Annotated in this window: 16 protein-coding genes and 3 pseudogenes; 10 read left to right on the forward strand and 9 right to left on the reverse strand. The window is 68.3% G+C overall.

Annotation, left to right across the window (positions count from 1 at the left end):
* Nucleotides 1–159: 159 nt before the first annotated feature.
* The 3 genes from ABZ656_RS47795 to ABZ656_RS47805 all read right to left on the reverse strand — a co-directional run bounded on the left by ABZ656_RS47795 (nt 160) and on the right by ABZ656_RS47805 (nt 3,380).
* Nucleotides 160–1,521, reverse strand: coding sequence for a hypothetical protein (locus ABZ656_RS47795; RefSeq protein ID WP_360277494.1), 1,362 nt, complete (start codon nt 1,519–1,521; stop codon nt 160–162).
* An 83-nt stretch (nt 1,522–1,604) separates the two neighbouring features.
* Nucleotides 1,605–2,456 (reverse strand): hypothetical protein, encoded by an 852-nt coding sequence (locus ABZ656_RS47800; RefSeq protein ID WP_360277497.1) that lies wholly within the window; start codon nt 2,454–2,456, stop codon nt 1,605–1,607.
* A gap of 42 nt (nt 2,457–2,498) precedes the next feature.
* On the reverse strand, nt 2,499–3,380 hold the full coding sequence (locus ABZ656_RS47805; protein WP_360277500.1) for a hypothetical protein: 882 nt from the start codon (nt 3,378–3,380) through the stop codon (nt 2,499–2,501).
* Between the two features lie 20 nt (nt 3,381–3,400).
* Here ABZ656_RS47805 and ABZ656_RS47810 point away from each other — a divergent pair, with 20 nt between their 5' ends.
* From ABZ656_RS47810 to ABZ656_RS47820, 3 genes are all read left to right on the forward strand, one after another.
* The gene (locus tag ABZ656_RS47810; protein WP_360277503.1) at nt 3,401–3,547 is read left to right on the forward strand and encodes a hypothetical protein; all 147 of its coding nucleotides are present in this window, start codon (nt 3,401–3,403) and stop codon (nt 3,545–3,547) included.
* A gap of 389 nt (nt 3,548–3,936) precedes the next feature.
* Nucleotides 3,937–4,521 (forward strand): 3'-5' exonuclease, encoded by a 585-nt coding sequence (locus tag ABZ656_RS47815; RefSeq protein WP_101402677.1) that lies wholly within the window; start codon nt 3,937–3,939, stop codon nt 4,519–4,521.
* 141 nt (nt 4,522–4,662) lie between these two features.
* Nucleotides 4,663–4,878: a hypothetical protein gene (locus ABZ656_RS47820; RefSeq protein WP_129592187.1), complete on the forward strand. Its 216-nt coding sequence runs from the start codon at nt 4,663–4,665 to the stop codon at nt 4,876–4,878.
* A gap of 39 nt (nt 4,879–4,917) precedes the next feature.
* On the opposite strand, the gene ABZ656_RS47825 is transcribed toward ABZ656_RS47820, so the two are convergent.
* Entirely contained in the window at nt 4,918–6,198 is a 1,281-nt protein-coding gene (locus ABZ656_RS47825) for a lipase family protein (RefSeq protein ID WP_129592186.1), read from the reverse strand.
* Nucleotides 6,199–6,400: 202 nt separating this feature from the next.
* Between ABZ656_RS47825 and ABZ656_RS47830 the strand changes: the two genes are divergently transcribed.
* Nucleotides 6,401–6,571, forward strand: coding sequence for a hypothetical protein (locus ABZ656_RS47830; RefSeq protein WP_360277508.1), 171 nt, complete (start codon nt 6,401–6,403; stop codon nt 6,569–6,571).
* A gap of 118 nt (nt 6,572–6,689) precedes the next feature.
* Nucleotides 6,690–6,926, forward strand: a pseudogene (locus ABZ656_RS47835) (terpene synthase family protein); the annotation flags it as partial.
* Between the two features lie 428 nt (nt 6,927–7,354).
* Here ABZ656_RS47835 and ligD read toward each other — a convergent pair.
* From ligD to ABZ656_RS47850, 3 genes are all read right to left on the reverse strand, one after another.
* Nucleotides 7,355–8,290, reverse strand: a complete 936-nt coding sequence (gene ligD, locus ABZ656_RS47840; protein ID WP_360277511.1) for a non-homologous end-joining DNA ligase — start codon at nt 8,288–8,290, stop codon at nt 7,355–7,357.
* Nucleotides 8,291–8,391: 101 nt separating this feature from the next.
* Nucleotides 8,392–8,787: a DUF2267 domain-containing protein gene (locus tag ABZ656_RS47845; RefSeq protein WP_101402672.1), complete on the reverse strand. Its 396-nt coding sequence runs from the start codon at nt 8,785–8,787 to the stop codon at nt 8,392–8,394.
* 94 nt (nt 8,788–8,881) lie between these two features.
* Nucleotides 8,882–9,316, reverse strand: coding sequence for an Hsp20/alpha crystallin family protein (locus tag ABZ656_RS47850; RefSeq protein ID WP_101402671.1), 435 nt, complete (start codon nt 9,314–9,316; stop codon nt 8,882–8,884).
* A 131-nt stretch (nt 9,317–9,447) separates the two neighbouring features.
* On the opposite strand from ABZ656_RS47850, the pseudogene ABZ656_RS47855 reads away from it, so the two are divergent.
* The 4 genes and pseudogenes from ABZ656_RS47855 (at nt 9,448) to ABZ656_RS47870 (ending at nt 13,923) form a co-directional block, all read left to right on the forward strand.
* Nucleotides 9,448–10,120, forward strand: a pseudogene (locus tag ABZ656_RS47855) (type III effector protein).
* 307 nt (nt 10,121–10,427) lie between these two features.
* Nucleotides 10,428–11,661: pseudogene (locus ABZ656_RS47860) on the forward strand (PP2C family protein-serine/threonine phosphatase).
* A gap of 489 nt (nt 11,662–12,150) precedes the next feature.
* The gene (locus ABZ656_RS47865; RefSeq protein WP_101402669.1) at nt 12,151–12,990 is read left to right on the forward strand and encodes an alpha/beta fold hydrolase; all 840 of its coding nucleotides are present in this window, start codon (nt 12,151–12,153) and stop codon (nt 12,988–12,990) included.
* A gap of 210 nt (nt 12,991–13,200) precedes the next feature.
* The gene (locus tag ABZ656_RS47870) at nt 13,201–13,923 is read left to right on the forward strand and encodes a GNAT family N-acetyltransferase (RefSeq protein ID WP_180362231.1); all 723 of its coding nucleotides are present in this window, start codon (nt 13,201–13,203) and stop codon (nt 13,921–13,923) included.
* A gap of 92 nt (nt 13,924–14,015) precedes the next feature.
* Here the strand turns inward: ABZ656_RS47870 and ABZ656_RS47875 are convergent, their stop codons facing one another.
* A complete protein-coding gene (locus ABZ656_RS47875; protein ID WP_360277516.1) occupies nt 14,016–15,008 on the reverse strand; it encodes a hypothetical protein in 993 nt (330 codons plus the stop codon).
* Nucleotides 15,009–15,752: 744 nt separating this feature from the next.
* Nucleotides 15,753–15,974: a hypothetical protein gene (locus ABZ656_RS47880; RefSeq protein ID WP_101402666.1), complete on the reverse strand. Its 222-nt coding sequence runs from the start codon at nt 15,972–15,974 to the stop codon at nt 15,753–15,755.
* A gap of 244 nt (nt 15,975–16,218) precedes the next feature.
* Between ABZ656_RS47880 and ABZ656_RS47885 the strand changes: the two genes are divergently transcribed.
* Complete coding sequence (locus ABZ656_RS47885) at nt 16,219–17,019, forward strand: site-2 protease family protein (RefSeq protein WP_101402665.1); 801 nt, start codon at nt 16,219–16,221, stop codon at nt 17,017–17,019.
* The last annotated feature ends 382 nt before the right edge of the window (nt 17,020–17,401 follow it).

Consider the following 17,401-nt stretch of genomic DNA (forward strand, 5'->3'; position numbering starts at 1 on the left):
GGGACTCTGCCATGGCTGAACACCGAAATCGCCACAGTCACTCGACAGTTGACCATCAGCGACGCCTCATCGCCCCAACCGAAACGGCGAGGCTAAGCAGCCGTGATCGCGGAGAGCGGTCCCTCGGTCAAGCACGGGTCCGCGGGACGGGGAGGCTGGTCACGTGAGCGGCGGTCGACTTCCTGTGCTTCTGGCGGCGGCTCGCACGGCGCGCTCGACTTCGAACCGGTTGAGGCCTTGGGAACGCGCGTGCTGAGTTACCGCGCCCTGGGCTGCCTGCGCTGCTTCGAACCAGATGCGCCGCTGCCGGCTGCGCTCTTCGTGATCGCTCAGCTGCTGAAGTACCTGCTGCTCACGGTCTGAAGCCCTCTGAAGCATGATGAGATCTTCGGGGATTCGTGCCCTTTCCCCTGTGCTCTGGTCAGGGCTGTTCGGTTGTCGCGACTGACCGTGGGTGGCCGCTTCGATGGCCGGCTCAGTGGGCTGGGCGGGCAGCAGGTTCGGTAATGCAGCGGGAGGCTGAGCCTCCGATGGTGCGGAGGTGGTGGATGATGCGATCGCAAGGTCGGGACGGCAGGTAGGACGGTTATGGCTGGCCCTGGACGGAATCTGTACGTCTTCCGGGACGTCGGGGAGCTGGGTGTCGTCGCTGAGCAGGTCGTTGTAGCGGTTCTGGTCGGTGTGGGTTACCCAGAAGCGGTGCAGCTTGGTGGCGGTGCGGAACTGGATCGGCACGATGGCGCCGGCTGCGGTCTTACGGACCAGGTCGTCGAAAAGCACGTCCTTGGGGACGGGCGTGGTGTGGTGCTTGCCGCAGCGGCGCACGCCTTGGGGGCAGGGGTAATCGGCGTGGAGGTCGCAGCGCCAGAAGTCGAGCTTGCGGAAGCCTGAGATGACGCGCAGGTCGCCGGTCTTGGCGATGACGTGGGCGGGGAGGTCATTGCTGCGGGTCCAGTGCGTGTCGTGGCGTTGGGCGTAGTCGGCTCGGTCGGTGTGCCAGGCCGGGGTGATGCCGTTCTTCTCTGCCTTGGCTGCGCGGGAGCGGGCGCTGCGGGGTCCGTCGGTGCCGGCGGAGGAGAGCTGGACTTCCCAGCCGACGCGGAGTCCGTCGGCTCCTTCGATGAGGGTGTCGGTCTGGATCCAGCTGCGGCCCACCCGGGTGCGAACCTCGCTGTCGCCGTGGAAGCCACCTTCCTCCGCAGCGCGCAGGATGCGTGCCTGGTAGGCCTTGTGCTCGTCGCTGACAGGGACGATGTGCCGGTCTTCGTCCTCCCGCCGTTCATGGACTGCTTCGCGGCGCCCATTGCGCATGCGCAGGTACATCGGCGCGACAACACCGGCTTCCCGGCACACCCCTCCGCACCGCAGGTCCCGCTCCGCGACGGGAACGGCCCGGGCCGCGTACATCCGGTCCATGCCGTACACCATGCCCCACAGCCCCTCGTGTTCCTCGTGGCCGAGGTCATCCAGGGTCAGATCCAGATGGATACGCAGCTTTGTGTGCCAGACGATGTTGGCCACTCACTACCCCCTTATTCCTCATGAAATGCCGTCAGAACCACGGTAGAGCGCGGCACTGACAAGGGGGCAGGGAGCAGACACACCTAGTCGTAGTCGCCGTGGATGACGGCGTCTGCGACCTCCAGGGATATGGCCAGGTCGGCATCCGAGGCCTCTATCTCCTCTGGGCCATTCAGATGGAGTTGGCACCACGGGCAAGCCAGAGCCACGGCGACCGCATCGCCCTTGGACGAGGAGGGCTCCACCGTTACCTTCGCCTGTCTGCCACAGGCTGGGCAGCCCGCACCGCCCGTCACAGATACGACGTCTCCGTCAGCGTCGGGACCTACCGTCCCGAAGAAGAAGCTGAAGCCGGACTCCTTGGGCCAGCGGACCTCATTGGGCAAGGGCAGCCCCTCAAGGCGATCATCAAGGCGGTGCCGAGCCTGCCTGATGCGGAGCTGGACGTCCCGCTCGATCTCGCTCCGCTGCTCATCGACAGCGATGTTGACCGCGCTCGTCAAGCGCCCCCAGAAGGCGTGTTCCGAGATTTCAAGATGCTTCAGGATGACCGAGATGGCCTTCGCCAAGGTCGGGATGTGGGTCTTCGCTTCGTCGCCGCCGGAAGCGTGAACCGTTCCGTTTCGTAAGTCGATCAGCAATCGCAGAGACGGAGTGACCTTGCCGATACCGAGCTGTGTCAGACGTACAAGGGCCTCTGACATGCTAATTGTGTGGATTGTGAACTTCTTCTGCTCGGTCACGATCTGTACCTTGCCGCTCGCGATGTAGAGCGGATTCATCTTGAACAGGGCCGCCTTGGCGAGACGCTCGATCGCCACTCCGGCATGGAGGGCGAACTCGTCGTACTCGCCACGAGCATGGTCTTCCATGGCCTTGTGCGCGGCCTTTTTGGCACCCTCGAAGAATCTCTCGAAGGAGAGGGAATCGTCCATGAAGGGACGGTAACGGCGCCTGTACTACAGGTGCGATCGATTTCACGGACCTGGCCCCGACTCAGGGAGCCGGGGCCGTCTTCGGAAGCATCGGTCAGGCAACTGGGCCTTGAGCAAAGCTACTTCCGCCGGGGTGCGCGTCTGGCCGTGCGAATACACCACGGTGGCTATCTTCGGCGGGGTGTTGGCCGTGCGCAGGGCAGCCATCTCGTCCGGGCCGACCACCTTGAAGGGGCACAGGGAACAGGCGAAGCCGTTTGCTCTGTAGTGCGCGTTTGTGGTCGTCGCCTCGTACAGCTCGAACGTGAGGATGTTCGGACCGCCACAGGCAGGGCAAGCGCCGCCGGAGGCATCGAAGACAGGAGCGCCGCCCGCACTGATCTCCACCGCCTCGATCCACTCCTGTGGGCGAGGCTGGGGTGCCCTGATCACCAGCTCTTTGGAGCCAGGCGGAAGGTTCTTGAACTGATCCTCGAACGCGTGACGGGCCCGAGTGATCCGGAGCTGGACATCCCGGAAGACCTCGTCCTCCTGCTCGTTCACCGCGTCCTCGACCGCGTCCGTCCACCGTTCCCAGAAGGCGTCCAGCTGCTTGCCGAGATCACCAAGCAGCGTCTCGATCGTCCGCGCGAGGGGAGAGATCATCCCCTTGGCCTGAGCGCTGTCGGGGGCCGCGTGGGCCGCCCCGTTACGCATCGCGCTCAGCAGATCGAGCTGGGAGTCCTGCTGGAGCACGCCGATCTTCCGGAGGCGGCCGACGACCTCTTTGGCCCCTGCGGTACGGATCTTGTCCTCGTCCACCTGCAGGTGGCCACCGAAATACAGGAGCATGACCTCGTTGCGAGGCTCCACGCTGTAGATCGGGTTCTTCGAGACGAGGGCGGCCTTGGCCAGCTTCTCGGCCGCAAGACCGGCGTGGAGCACGAACTCACACGGTGCTGATCGTGGACCGCACCGTGGTCCCCACCCGCGACCACCAGGTGGCCGAGCAGTCGAAGAACTCGGCTCACCCCCGCCTGCGCGGGGAGGACCCACGCGGCGGGCGACACGCGGGTGTCGTCGCCGGCTCACCCCCGCCTGCGCGGGGGTGAGCCGTGCTCGCCGTCCTCATCGGTCTCTGTCTCAGGTCCTCCCCGCGCAGGCGGGGGTGAGCCGCCCTCGTACCAGTTGACGCCCATGCACGGGTTGTTTGTAAGCACATTCTTGGGCTCCAGTGCACGGACCGGAAGTGGCCCCACGACGTGAGAAGTTGATCTGGCTCCACACACGGCGAGGCCATGCCAGAGGGCGTTCTGCGAGTCTTGGGTGGTTCTCGTAGTCCTTGAAGGCGAATTGTTCGTTTCCAGTGCTTCACTGCGGGCCGTCGGCGCGGTGTTCCGGTGGAATCCGACGCAGGTGAGAACGGTATAGAGCGGGCCGGCGTCGGGGCAGCCCCGAAAACCAGGTGCCCCAGCCGCCACCCCTCCCTACGCTCCCCGCCATGGACAGCACCTGGACCGAGCGCCTCGTCAACATCGTGGACGTCGAGGCGACCTGCTGGGCCGGTTCCCAGCCGCCTGGCGCGGTCAGCGAGATCATCGAGATCGGACTGACCGTCATCGACCTGGACGCCGGTGAGCGCCTCGCCCGGCACCGGATCCTGGTGAGGCCCGTCCGGTCCAAGGTCAGCGAGTTCTGCACGGAGCTGACCGGCCTCACCGCACACGAAGTCGATCAGGGGGTCAGCTTCGCCGAGGCGTGCCAGCTGCTGGCGGCCGAGCACCGCGCAGGCGCCCGGCCGTGGGTCAGTTGGGGCGACTACGACCGACACCAGTTCACCCGGCAGTGCCAGGCCACACGGACGCCCTACCCCTTCGGCCGCCACCACACCAACGCCAAGGCGGTCTTCACCGAGGCCTATGGTCTGCGCAAACGCCCCGGCATGGCACAGGCCCTGGAGATCGCCGGGCGGCGGCTTGAAGGCCGTCACCACCGGGGCGAGGACGATGCCTGGAACATCGCGGCCCTCGTGCTCCACCTGTCCGAACGGGGAGTCTGGCCAGCCACGGTCGAACGCCCCGTCTGACGCACCCACCCGGACCAGCAGAACCACTCGATCGAAGTGGGGCCGAAGCGCCTTGCTACAGGGGCGCGAATACCCTCCCCGCACGCCCCCTCCAGCCCGCCTATGGAGCCAAAAGAACTCCGTGCAGTGGAGCCCAAAGAAGTGCTTACAGACATCGACAGCGACCAGGAGGTCGTCGCCATGCTCTCGGCCCGGGCCCGCACCCTCTACCTGGGCACGGCGAACTACTGCTGGTTCATCGACCCGGCCAAGGCGCTGTGCCTGCGGCTGGCCGGTACTCCGGATGCCGACCGGCCGCTTGTCGGCATGTGTGACTCCGCCCCGGCGGTCACCGGCATTCGGGGGCGAGCGCGGTAACGGCACATAGACCTCGACGATGTTGGATTGCGGTGGGCGCTACGAGCAGGTGGTCGCCGCGGGCCGCCCGGCGAACCGGTCGGACAGCCAGCTGACCGCAGCGGGCAGGCCGGCGGTTTCCCCGGCGATGTGATCTCCGGGTACGACGGTGAAGACCGTGCGGACGCCTGCGGTGCACCAGGCTTGGTTCAGGGCACGGGCTTGGCCGATAGGAATGATTTCGTCCAGGGCGCCGTGGTACTGGAGCACGGGTACGGTCGGTGCCGGCCGGGTGACCAGGTTGTCCTGCGCGTACACGGAGGCGACACCGGGTTGTGCGTCGAACTGCTGAATCGTCGCGCCCGTCGAGTAGTCACTGAACTTCTTCAAGGGGTAACCGGCGAGGGTCTGCACGACGCACTGGGTTTTCAATGATGCCTCGGTGGCCTTGCCTGCAGCGCTGAGGGAGTCATCCAGTGGGAACAGGCCGGGGTAGGCCTGCTGGAGGCCGATCAGCGCGTAGAGCTGCAGGCCCTCGCCGGTGACACTGCCGTCCAGGGATTCGGCCACGTTCCGGACGTCCGCCGGCACACCGCCGGACACATCGGTGATCAGCTTGAGGTCCGCAGCATAGGAAGGGGCCAGCGACGCCGCCCAGCCCGACGCGCCGCCGCCCTGCGAGTAGCCCATCGTGGCCCAGGGGGTCGCCGCCGAGACGCCCGTCCCGGGGATCGAGGCAGCCGCGCGGGCCATGTCCAGCACGGCGTGCGCCTCGGAGACTCCGGCAACATAGGTGGGGGTGGAACCGGTGGTGTAACCCTCGTAGTCACTGACGACGACACCCCAGCCCTTCGCCAGCAGCGCCTCGACCGGTTCGAGTTCCTGTTCGGTGCTGGCGACGAACTGTTTGGACGGCGCGCACTGCTGCCCCAGCCCCTGGGTGCCGACCGCGAGATCCACCCACGGCCGGGAACCGGCACCGAGCCACGGCAGCGTCGGTGTAAACACCGTGCCGGTGACCGCGATGTCGGCGTTCTGGGCGTTGCGGGAGTGGTACATCGCCGTAGTGGCAGTTGCGGTCACCGCGGTCGCGACAACCGTCGCGGGCCGGGTCCGGATGATCGCGCCGGGTTCACCGGCCGGCAGTGGCGACGGCGCCTGGTAGAAGTCCGCCGGCGCGGCAGCCTTGGCAGGCGCGGCGGAAACCGCGGCAGGAGACAGGACCGCCGCTGCCAGCGTGGCAGAGCCGATCAAGCCGGCGACAACAGAACGACGCACCGCAACCCCATTCCATAAAGTGAGCTTGCCCCGGTTTCCCGGGCGGTCTCGTGCAATGGTCACGCCGCGCGTGCGGTCCTTGTGTGGTGCATCCTCTCGTCATCCTCACGGATGGGAGGATGACCGGCATGACGATCACCAGAAAGGGCGACGTCACGTAGGCGGCCTGGCCGCGTCCGGGCCGAGCTGCTGCGCCGGACGCATGGCGACATCACGGCCATTCGTGGCCTCTCCTCGGGAGCACTTGCCGAGGTTCGACCTATCGATGCTGGACTGGCTGGAAGACCGGCGCGAGCGCTGGCCGAACACGGCCAACCTCCACCTGCTGATCAACAACCAGACCGCCACAGGCACCGGTCGCGCCAGCAACCGCTGGGTTCGCGGGCCCCTTCGCGGCCAGGAGGCAACCTTGGAAAGGCTCCGCGTTGATCGATAACTCGAAGAGTCCATGATCCGGGGCCCTGACCCCTCCACCTTGCTGAGGAGACCGACCCCGCCGGACGGGTCCCCGGCGTCAACACCTATGCGGCCCGGCGGATGAACTCTGTGGGCATGTGCGCACCGGCTGCGCTGGCAGCGGCAGTCAGCGCCGTCCGTGTCCCGGACCGGGACGCCCCGCCGTCCGCACCCTGTGCAGCGCGGCCTCGCTGATAACCGTGCTGGACAACGAAGCGTTCTCCGCCGACAAGGAGCGCCACGAGGCCAACCCCGCCAGGCGCAACCTCGTCCACCTGCTGACCCACCACCGCGGCCTGCCAGCTGGCCGGGCCACCGCCGAGGTGGTCGCACTCCGCAACCAGGTCATGTGCCTCTTCACGGACCTCGGCGGCCGGCTGACGGGGGATGCGGGCCCCGGACTGCAGGACTACATCACCCACCTGGGCCACATCGTGCGCGGCACCTTCGACTGGCACCTGCGCGACCGCACGCGCGGCCGCCACGCCAGCACCGACGGCCCCGTACTGACCCGAGGGCCGGGGACACGCTCAGTTGGCCGCGCGCCCGAGTGGTTCCCCTTCCCACCCCTCCGGCGACTTATACGACTGCGGTCGAGCGGTACCTCAACGGCGTGGGCATCGCGAAGTCCTCCGCGCGGATCTACCGGATCTCGCTCACGACGTGGGATGGATGTTCGCCGGCGAGGCGGCGCCGACCGGGCCCGCCCGCCGGGGTGCGAAGCCGCCGCTCTCCCCCGTCGACAGTGTCGCCCTGAGTCCGTTCATCCCGTGGTGAATGCGGAAGGACCTTCGCGGACGACGTCCCGCGCCGCCTTGTCGTCGCGCAGGCCGAGGAAGCGTGGGTGGCGCAGCATGCCGTCTCGAGTCCACTCGGTGAAGGCGATCTGCGCGACGAGAGCAGGCTCGACCCAGTGGGAACGCTCTTCGCGGACGCGGTCGGCGAACGGCGGCTCGGGGGTGCTCAGTTCATCGAGTCGGGCACGCAGGCCGAGGAGGGTACGGCGGTCGAAGCCGGTGCCGACCTTGCCCGCGTAGCGGAGGCGATCGCCCTCGTAGTGGCCCAGCAGCAGCGCACCGAACCCGACCCGGCTGCCGGCCGGGTCGGTGAAACCGCCGATGACGAACTCCTGGCCCAGCGAGCACTTGAGCTTCAACCAGTCCGTGGATCGGCCCGGCCGATAGCGGCTGTTCGCGCGTTTGGCGATCAGACCTTCCCAGCCGCGGGCGCAGGCGTCGGCAAGCAGTTCGGCGCCGCCCTGGTTCCAGTGGGTCGTCATGCGCAGCGGGGCGCGGTAGGTCAAGGCTCGGCGCAGCAGGGACTTGCGGGTGCGCAGCGGCAGCGACCTCGTGTCCGCACCCTCCAGTCGCAGGAGATCGAAGACGTAGTACGTCACGGCGACACCGCTCGCTTCGATGTCCCGGCGTTTGGTGAGTCCCATGCGCTGTTGGAGGCGGGCGAAATCCGTGCGGCCGTGCGAGAAGGCCACGACCTCGCCGTCGATGGTGAAGTCCGTGCGCTGCTGCGCGGCGAGCGCGTCGACGATCTCGGGATACATGGCGTTGAGGCGTCTGCCGGTACGGGAAAGCAGCTTGACGCCGTTCCCGTCCCGGACGGAGAGGACTCGGATGCCGTCCAGCTTCCGCTCGAAGATCCACTCACCGGGGAAGTCCCGCTTGTCGCCGAGCGTGGCGAGCATGGGATCCGCGGCCAGTTCCCAGCCCGGCCGTGCCTCACGCGGCAGTGCGGCCTCCTCAGCGGGCAGCGTGTCCAGCAGAAAGGGGTGTAGCTGCCTGTGGGCTATACGCGCTGAGGGTGGCCGAACAGCAGGTCGTAGCCCGCCGGGAGCTGGAGCAGGATGCGGCCGGTGAGCTCCTCGCCCGCAGCGTCCGCGGCCGTGCTGAGCACAGCGCCCACGTCCCACGCCGCGGTCTGTTCCGTGGCTCCCTCGATCCATGCCGCGGTGGCCCGTACAAACCGCTCGGGAGAGAGCGGCTCGCGCGCCGGGAGCGGATTGAGCAAGATGAGTGACAATTCCTCCGGCAGCCTGGCAGCCAGTTCGGCCCGTACCTCGCCCACCATGTGCGCGCCCAGCAGCGCCAGCACCGTACGGGCCGCCCGCGCGGCTTCCTCGGTGGTCTCGTACTTGCCGCGTTCCTTGACCTGGTCCAGGAACGCCACCCATCGCATGACCATCACTGCTCCCTTCCGCTTGCGGCGGCGAGGGGAGGACGGGGGCGGCCGCAGGGGAAGCCGCCTGCCCGTCTCCGGCGCGGCTGCGAGGAGGAACTCAGCCGCTGATCTCCTTGTGCGCGGAACCACCGCCGATGGCGACCTTGCGGGGCTTGGCGCGCTCGGCGATCGGGATACGCAGGGTCAGCACACCCGCGTCGTAGTCCGCCTTGATGTGCTCTGTGTCCAGGGTGTCGGCCAAAACGAGCTGGCGGGAGAAGACGCCCAGAGGACGCTCGGAGAGCTCCATCTGTACGTCGTCCGCCTTGGTGACGGGCCGTCGCTCGGCCTTGACGGTCAGCATGTTCCGCTCGACGTCGATTTCGATCGCGTCGGTGGTGACGCCGGGCAGGTCGAGGGCGATCACGTACTGCTCGCCCTCTCGATAGGCGTCCATCGGCATCGCCGACGGCCTCGACCAGGTGCCGGTCGTGTTCAGGAGCTGCTGGGTCAGCCGGTCAAGCTCGCGGAACGGGTCGGTGCGCATCAACATCGTGAAACACCTCCAGTGTTCAGGTCGGCTTTTGTCTCCAATGCGTTCACCTGCCCTTGTTGTAACACTGTCATCCAAATGATGACAAGCAGGGACTGTCGTCAATATGACGACACCTGGTTGGAGGCTCCATGGACGATCAGCCCATCCCCTGTGCCCCCGGTCTGACCCCCACGTCCTTTCTTGCCGCCGCGGCACTGAAGACGATCCACGAGGCCCTGCGCACCGCCCGGACATTGCGGGACGCAGAGCATCCCGAGCCCGGCCAGGTCGGCTCGGAGCAGGCACTCGCCGCGCTCCTGCGGCTGCGCGAAGTGCGTGATCAGCTCGCCGAGTGGGAACCGGGCCTAGTCGAAGAGGCCCGGGAGGCGGGCGCCAGCCGGGCCGGCCTGGCCCACCCGCTCGGCGTCTCCAGCCGCCAGGCCCGCTGAACGCCGCTACTTGCGCGTACGCCCCGGAAACCCGGGAACCACGGGCGAGCAGCGGGTACAGGCCACCCGCGACAGCCGCGCCGCCGACCGCACCGTCACCGCTTGGGCCCGCGCCAACGCCGCGGACCTGCGCCGGCTCGCCGGCCAGATCACCGCACTCACCGACCTCCCTGCCGCTGCCTGCACCGCCCTCGACGAGCTCACCGCCGCCCTCGACGACAACGACGCGGCCGCCCTCATCGGCCCTCTGGCGGTCACGCACGCGTATCTGGCGTCCGGCCACCCCGACCTCGCGGCACGCGTCGATGACGCCGCCCGCCACACCGCCCGGCTCCGCGAGCACAGCGGCGAGCAGCGCCGGAACCAAGCATGATCCCCGCGACCACGGGACCTTCCCGCGCGATCCGCGGCAAACCTCGCACATCAGACTCTCAGGCTCCGCCCTCCCGAAGCGGGGGCCTCGGAGTCCACTTGGCCTCAAAACCGACCGGTGACTGCCTGTTTGTGATCAATTCTGCGACTGCTTGGCGGTTTCATTGCAGTTATGCATGATTTGATCTATTTGGTGCCCTGTCGGCGGGTGATGTTCGCACCGGCTGCGAGCGTTCCACACGACAAGAGCCGCGATCGTCTCTCGCACGGGTGATCGATGTCGGTCGATCGGTAGAAGAGGACGGGCTATGACGGGAAGTGAGCGGCGCACTGGCCGGGACATGGTGGACCGGTCGGAGGGTTTCGGTGAGCGACTCCTGGGGGTGCTGCTGGACCGAGCGCATGAGATGCCGCCACAACTGATCGCGCCGCTGGTCGCGGAAGAGGTGGCCAGGATCGGCGGCCGCGAGGTGTCGATCCTGCTGCAGGACTACGCACAGGAGTTGCTCGTGCCGCTGCCTGGCAGAGGTTTGCTGGTCGGCGAGGCCATGCCGGTTGATGACTCCCCGGCCGGCACGGCCTTCCTGCGCGTGACTCCCCTTGAGTGCCCTCAGTCCGACGGCGTGCGGGTGTACCTGCCGTTGCTGGACGGCAGCGACGAGGTGGGAGTGTTGGCTCTCACCCTGGACACTGTCGATGACGACGACCGGCGACTGCTGCACAGGCTTGCCGGTGTGGTTGCCGACATGCTGGCCACCAAGCACGCGTACACCGACCGGTTGTTCCAGGCCCGTCGCCAGGAGCCGATGAACGTGGCCGCGGAGATGCAGTGGTCCTGCTGCCGCCACTGACGATGTCCGTGCCGCAGGTCGCGGTCGCCGGGATCCCGCCTACAGCATCGCCGGCGACAGCTTCGACTACGCCCTCAACGACAACACCCTGCACGTAGCCATGTTCGATGCCATGGGCCACGGCCTGGACGCCGCCACCATGGCAACCGTCGTGGTCGGCACCTACCGACACACCCGACGCGCCGGGGTCGGTCTGTCTGAGAAGTACGTGTACATGGACCGGGCGATCGCCGAACAGTTCGGCCCCGACCACTTCGTCACCGCCCAGATGATGGACCTGGACATCGCGACCGGGCAGCTTCAATGGGTCAATGCGGGCCACCCCCCGCCGTTGCTGATCCGCAACCATCGGGTCCTGCAGCGTCTGGACAGCCCGCCCACCTTTCCGGTCGGCTTCGGCGGCGAGCGCCCGCAGATCAGCCAACACACACTCCAACGCGGGGACCGACTGCTGTTCTACACCGACGGCGTGATCGAGGAACGCGACGCGGAAGGAGAACCGTTCGGCGAGGAACGGCTCATCCGCTGTGTCAACCGGCTAGAACCCACAGAAGCCGGAGTACGGGCCGATGCACGCCGGCTCTCCCCTACTCTGAAGCAGCAGCGGGGCGGGCGCACCAGCGACGATGCGACCCTCTTCATGGTCGAGTGGCGTGGCGGCGCCGCGGACCACCTGGCCGTCCTGGAGTGAGTGCCTGGTTCTCAATGCGCCACCGCCGCGGTCGTCGACCTCAGCGGCCTGCGTGAACCACCCCGTGGTGCGGCCGGCGTACTGCAGGTGCCCGCAGGCGTCGAGCCTGTCCAGCAGCAGGCTGCGGGAGCGGCAAAGGACCCGGTGATCGCGCCGACGATGACCTCCTGCGTTTCGCGCACCTTGCACTTGCGCCATCCGCGTACCGACGGCCGGTATGGGTCCTCGAGTCGCTTGAAGTTCTCTGTCGATTTCAACGTGTTGAAAAGTGGCGTCTTCAACGTGTTGAAAAGTGGCGTCGCTTTCTCATCCGGTAGAGCCGTGCAGTGGTGCTGCACGGCTCTACCGTGCCCGGCCGCACCGGCAACCACAGTGGTGGTACGGGATCGAAGGGGCACACGGAGCGGACTCCATGGACAGATGGGACAATTCGATACGTAGGCAGGGAGGTGAACGGCTACGGGTACTCCCTTTAGAACGCAACTGTCGGTGCCGGGGCTGTCGCCGGTGCGCGGTCTCGGTGCCGAGGCAGGCCGGGCCGCGGTACGCCTGGCCCGGCTGCCGCTGGACATCGCCGTGGAGGGCGTCGGGCGGCTGACCGGATGGCTCGGTCACGCCCGGCCCGCACGGTCGGGAGACCGGGACGAACTGTTCCAGACCGAGTCGGGGATCCCGGTGCTGCTGGTGCACGGCCTGGCCGATCGGGAGTGGGTCGTCTCCTCGCTGCAACAGGGCTTGGGCGGTTGCGGTGCGGGCCCCCTCGTCCCGGTCAGCTACAACGCACTCAGTCCGGACATCCGCACGGCGGCCCGGGTGCTCGGCGACCAGGTGGAGCTGGCGCACGCCCGCAGTGGGGGGCGACCCGTGGTGCTGATCGGGTACAGCCTGGGCGGGCTGATCGCCCGCTACTACGTCCAGCGGCTCGACGGGGACGCGTATGTACCGTTGGTGATCACTCTGGCGGCGCCGCACGGCGGAACCGTGACGGCCCTGCTGGCCCCGCCTCATCCGCTGCTGCGCCAGCTGCGGCCGGGAAGCGAGGTGCTGACCGAACTCGCCGAGCGGGCCGTCGGATGCCGTGCCCGGTTCGTGGCCTTCTACAGTGACCTGGACGAGGCCGTCGTACCCGCCGCCAGGGCCCGCATCGACCATCCCGACCTCAAGGCCCGCAACGTCCTCGTGCCCGGCGTCGGCCACCTGACGCTCCCACTCCACCAGCCGGTCATCGACCACATCCGCTCGCTGCTGACCGCGGCCGGGCAGGCCGCGGCCGCCGCAGCTCGGGGCACCCGTGACAGCGGGGACGAATCGGAGGACGCTGAGACGTAGCCCGTAAGAACGTCAGCACCTGTGCGGACCGACATCATGGCCCTTCCCTCCAGCCCTGACAGCAGCGTGACAGTACGCCCATTTCGCCCCGAGGACGAGCCGGGAGTGCGCGAGCTGATCGATGGCGACCGACTCCCGGGTCAGCAGCGTTGCACGCCGGAGAGGCTGGCCGCCGCACGACGGGGGCCGCTCACCTCGGCCGGTTGGTCCATGCGGGCCTCAGCCCGGCCGAGGATCGGCGTCCTGGCCGACGCCGAAGATCTCCCCCGCGGCGTCATCTCGTACGTGTCGTGGACGGACGTCCACACCGGAGTGATCTGCTGGCTCTACGGCCGTGAACATCCGCCTGCCCTGCGTGCCCTGCTCGGTGATGCACTCACTGGTCTCGCCCACTGCCCGCAGATCGAGGCGTTCGTCGGCGCTCCACCGGGTCCCCTGGGACCGGGCGGCCTGCCCCGCGCCCGCCGCGCCGCCACCCACGACGCTCTGCTGCAAGCCGGGTTCACCGGCCGTCCCCAGGGCGTCTACCTGCACTGCGCGCTACCGAGCGAGCCCACACCCGCCAAGCTGGTGGCCGACGTCTTCCCCTGCGAGTTCCCCCCGGGACACCGGCTGATCATCCGGGAAGCGGCCGATCCGGTCGCTGAGGCGGTGGTCAGCGCCGGACCCGACCGCACCGCGACCGTGTACTGGATCGAAACCCGTCCCACCCACCGTGGCCGGGGCCTTGCCCGCAAGCTGCTCGGCCAGGCCCTGGCCCTCCTGACCGACCAAGGCGCCACCGAGGCCACGCTCGTGATCGACGACACCCCGTCCCGCACCGCCGAGAGCGAAGCCGCTTCCCGGCTTTTCGACTCCTTCGGCTTCACCCCCGTCGACCATCTGTGGACCTACCGGCGGCGACACCGCCGAGACCCTCAGCCGGTCGCCTGAGTACCAGTGGAGCGACCGCAGGGCCGCCAGGGCCCCGGCATCAGGTGGCCCCGCTCAAGCCGCACCGGTCAGGCGGGGACTTGCTTGACGCGTCAGGCAGGCACTCGTTCGGCGGCCTTCTCCGCGGCCCTGAGGACGGTGGAACGCGCCTGATGGCAGCGCTCGTACTCCAGAACCCTCCGGCAGTGGCTCGGTTCGGCGTCACTGAGCCGCTTGAGCACCTCCTCCGCGGTCATGCTGTCGTAGCCGGGCCACGGCACCGGCCCCAGAAGGGCGCCGACCCGGCTCAGGACGGCGGGACGGCCCGCGTGGGAACGCTCGTAGACGCCGACCGTCGCCAGGTCCGTCTGCGTCAGGTGCGGCAGCCGGTCGGTGATCATCTTCGTGCTGAGTCTGCGGTAGTCCGGGATCGGCAGCTCCTCCTCGGTGATGAGGGCACCCCGCGGTGGGCCCTGCAGCCGGTCCGCTCCCGGCATGCGTTCGGCCGTCTCTCGCAGCCAGCTGCGCCACTCGCGCACCGCCAGGCTGGCACCGCCGACGCTGCCGTCCATGGCCTCACTGGCCGCCACCGCGGCTTCGGCATGCTGTTCGAGAGCCTCGGCGAGTTCTTCCAGCGTTTCCTCGCCGTCACGGCGGATGGTGCTGAGCAGTTCCGCGCTGACGGTGTCCCCGGCCTTCCGGGCGATGCGCCCGGCGGCCCGGCAGACGGCCAGGGCCAGCGCGGTGACCGCATACTCGTCCTCGGCGTTCTTCAGCAGCCGTAGCTCCGTGGCCGCCGCCCGGCTGCGGAACACCGCGGCAGGAACCGACAGCGCCATGCCGAAGGGCAGCCGGGCCGCTTGCCCGGTGAGCTGCCAGGCACCCCCGAGCACGCTCTGCACCAGCCCTCGGGGCTGCAACGTATTCAGGCGTTCGTCGATGCGGTACACGTGGCCGCGGGCGTCACCGAGGCGGCGCTCCAGGACATCCCGGTGCTCACCGGGCGGCGTGACGGCGAGGTGGGCCTTGAAACGGTCGGCAAGTGCCGCCTCGGCCTCGCGGACCTCGCGCAGCGCCGGCACGAGCAAGTCTGTGGCTACGGACATCACGATTCCTTCGACTGGTCCGATGCTCGGTAATAATCGGCCGGAAATCGGCCCGGCCCCGCTCCACCGTCCCCCCAAGCGGCCATACCCGCATCCCGCTCCTGGGCACGGCAGTCGGCCGAGCGTGCGCGCCAGTTCCTGGACGCGGAGCGAAAGCCCAGCTCCCTGCGGTGCTCCGATGCGGAAGGCGGTGGCACTGCGTGCCGTAAGTCGCGGTGAGCGCACTGAGCCATCCGGGGCCGACCCGTAAGCACGACGAGCACAGCCTCCTAAAGCGCATGGGACCGCGGGATCTGAACCGTGAGACGGCAAGGCGGTTGGATCGGAGCAGGCCGGTGGTCGTGGACTGCTGGGCCTGGATGTGCGACATGGGTTCCTGAGCCGCTACCCACTGTCGGCGAGGGGAGTGGCGCGGCGCGAGGTGCTCACCTGCCGGACGTGCAAGGAGCGGGGTGTCGGTGAAGCGTCCGCCTGTCGGGTTCCCCGCCCACTCATCAGATCGTGAAAAATTAACCCAAACCCTATTGACTCGGGGCGAATCCCGTGCAGAGTGATTACTAGACCGCAACACCGAAAGAGCCACAAAGTCGGCGAGGACGTCTAGTCGGCGGAGTGACTTGGACAGGATGTGGTTCAGGCCCCCGGCAAGCCGGCGCGATACCGAGGCAACAGTGACGACTGAGGCTTCAGGACACGCGCAGCACTACCGGGGACTGTTTTTGTCCTCGCAACCGTCAAGCCCGGTCACTGTGCATCAACTGGCTGGATCTCCGCGGTGAAGGCTGTCTCCTCGGGCCCGTCGTCCGCCTCATCCTTCCAGGCGATCACGCGCACGTGCCTCTGCCCGGTTATCCCCTGCGCCTCGCGGGCGGCCACCCGGATGGAGCGGCCGGCCACGGCGCCGACGGCATTCGCGGTCGCCGTCAGCGGGCCGCTCGCCAGCCTGTTGCCGGGCGGGGCTGTCATCGGAGGTGCGCCAGGTCCTGTCGTCACATTCCCGTCGTCCGCCCGGAGGGCGGGCCCTGCGGCGTCAGGTGCGTGCTCTCGGCGTGCCGGGCACAGGCGCTCGTACTGGATGTACTCGAGTCTGTGCCCGGTGCGGCGAAGGGGGCCCTCCCTGTTCGAGCGAAGCCGAGAACTTGGGGGCGCGTGCATGGCGTCGCGGGGCAGACGGGAACGTGACGACAGGGCCTAGGGGCGGCCTAGGGGGGTGCACGCGACGCTCGGCTGGCGTCTCCCTGTTGCCGTGTTGGGCCGGCTCGGCTGCATCAATGTGCTGCTGGGCGTCTTCAATCTGCTGCCCGCCGTGCCACTGGACGGGGGACGGGTGCTCCAGGCCGCGCCGTGGTGGCGCACCGGCGACCAAGAACAGGCCCAGCGGGCGGCCGCGCGTGGTGGACAGATCATCGGCATGGCCCGGGCCCTGGTGGGGTGGTCGGCGTTCGTGAGGGGCACGTCCGGCGGACTGTGGCTGATGGTCGTCGCGCTGTTCTTGGCAGGCGCTGCCGCGGCTGAACGTCGTTGGGCTCAGCCGGCCTTGACTCTGCGCGGGGTACCGGTCGCGCAGGCCATGTCCAGTCCGGTGGCCACCGGTCCCGACTGGCTGACCCTGGACCGCTTCCTGTCCGACGTGGCCGCCCGGACACGGCATTCAGTGCTGCCGCTGCTGGACTTCGAGGGCCGCCCCCAGCGGGGTCGTCCACGCCGACTGACCACCATCCCGTCCGGGCGGCGCCAGACGCTGCCCGTACGGGACCTGGCGACCCCCGTCTCACAGTGCACACTCGCCGCACCGGACGAGCCGCTGACGGCGGTTCTGGCACGGCTCGGCGCCGGCGGCGTACTGCCCGTCCTGGTCATGGAGGGCGGCCACCTCGACGGCATCATCACCGCGCACGACATCCAACGGCTCTACCAGCGCAACGCGGCACGCAAGAACCGCGGGACGACAGCACCCGGGGCGACGCGGGCCGCCAAGGGATTGCCACGTAACGCACGGGAAGTGAAGTGAAGTGAAGTGAAGTGAAGTGAAGGCGCCTGGCGAACGTTGCCAGTCGCGTGGTGGTTACTCCGTGCTTACCGAAGTTGCACCATCGGTGGTCTCAGGGTTCGGCAGGGGACTCGGGGGCGTGGGCCTTGCTCGGAAGAGGCGTTCCTCGAACACATCCATCCCGATCAACAGCGCGAGCATCAATACGGGAACAAGCAGGCCCAGGACCATAGTCGCCTCCCTGTACGGCTTGCCGTGTGTCGCGGTGACCACGTGGTGCCGAAGCGGGCGATGTCGGCGTCATTCCGGGAGCTCGGTGAGCGCCGCCACCGCGTTCTCCCGGATCGTGACGAAGGCCTGCTCCAGCTCGGGGGGTGGGTTCTCCACCCGGTAGGGCGCGGCC

Origin of the sequence: Streptomyces sp. NPDC007095 (genome assembly GCF_040634475.1) — a bacterium.
In the GTDB taxonomy this organism is placed as follows: domain Bacteria; phylum Actinomycetota; class Actinomycetes; order Streptomycetales; family Streptomycetaceae; genus Streptomyces.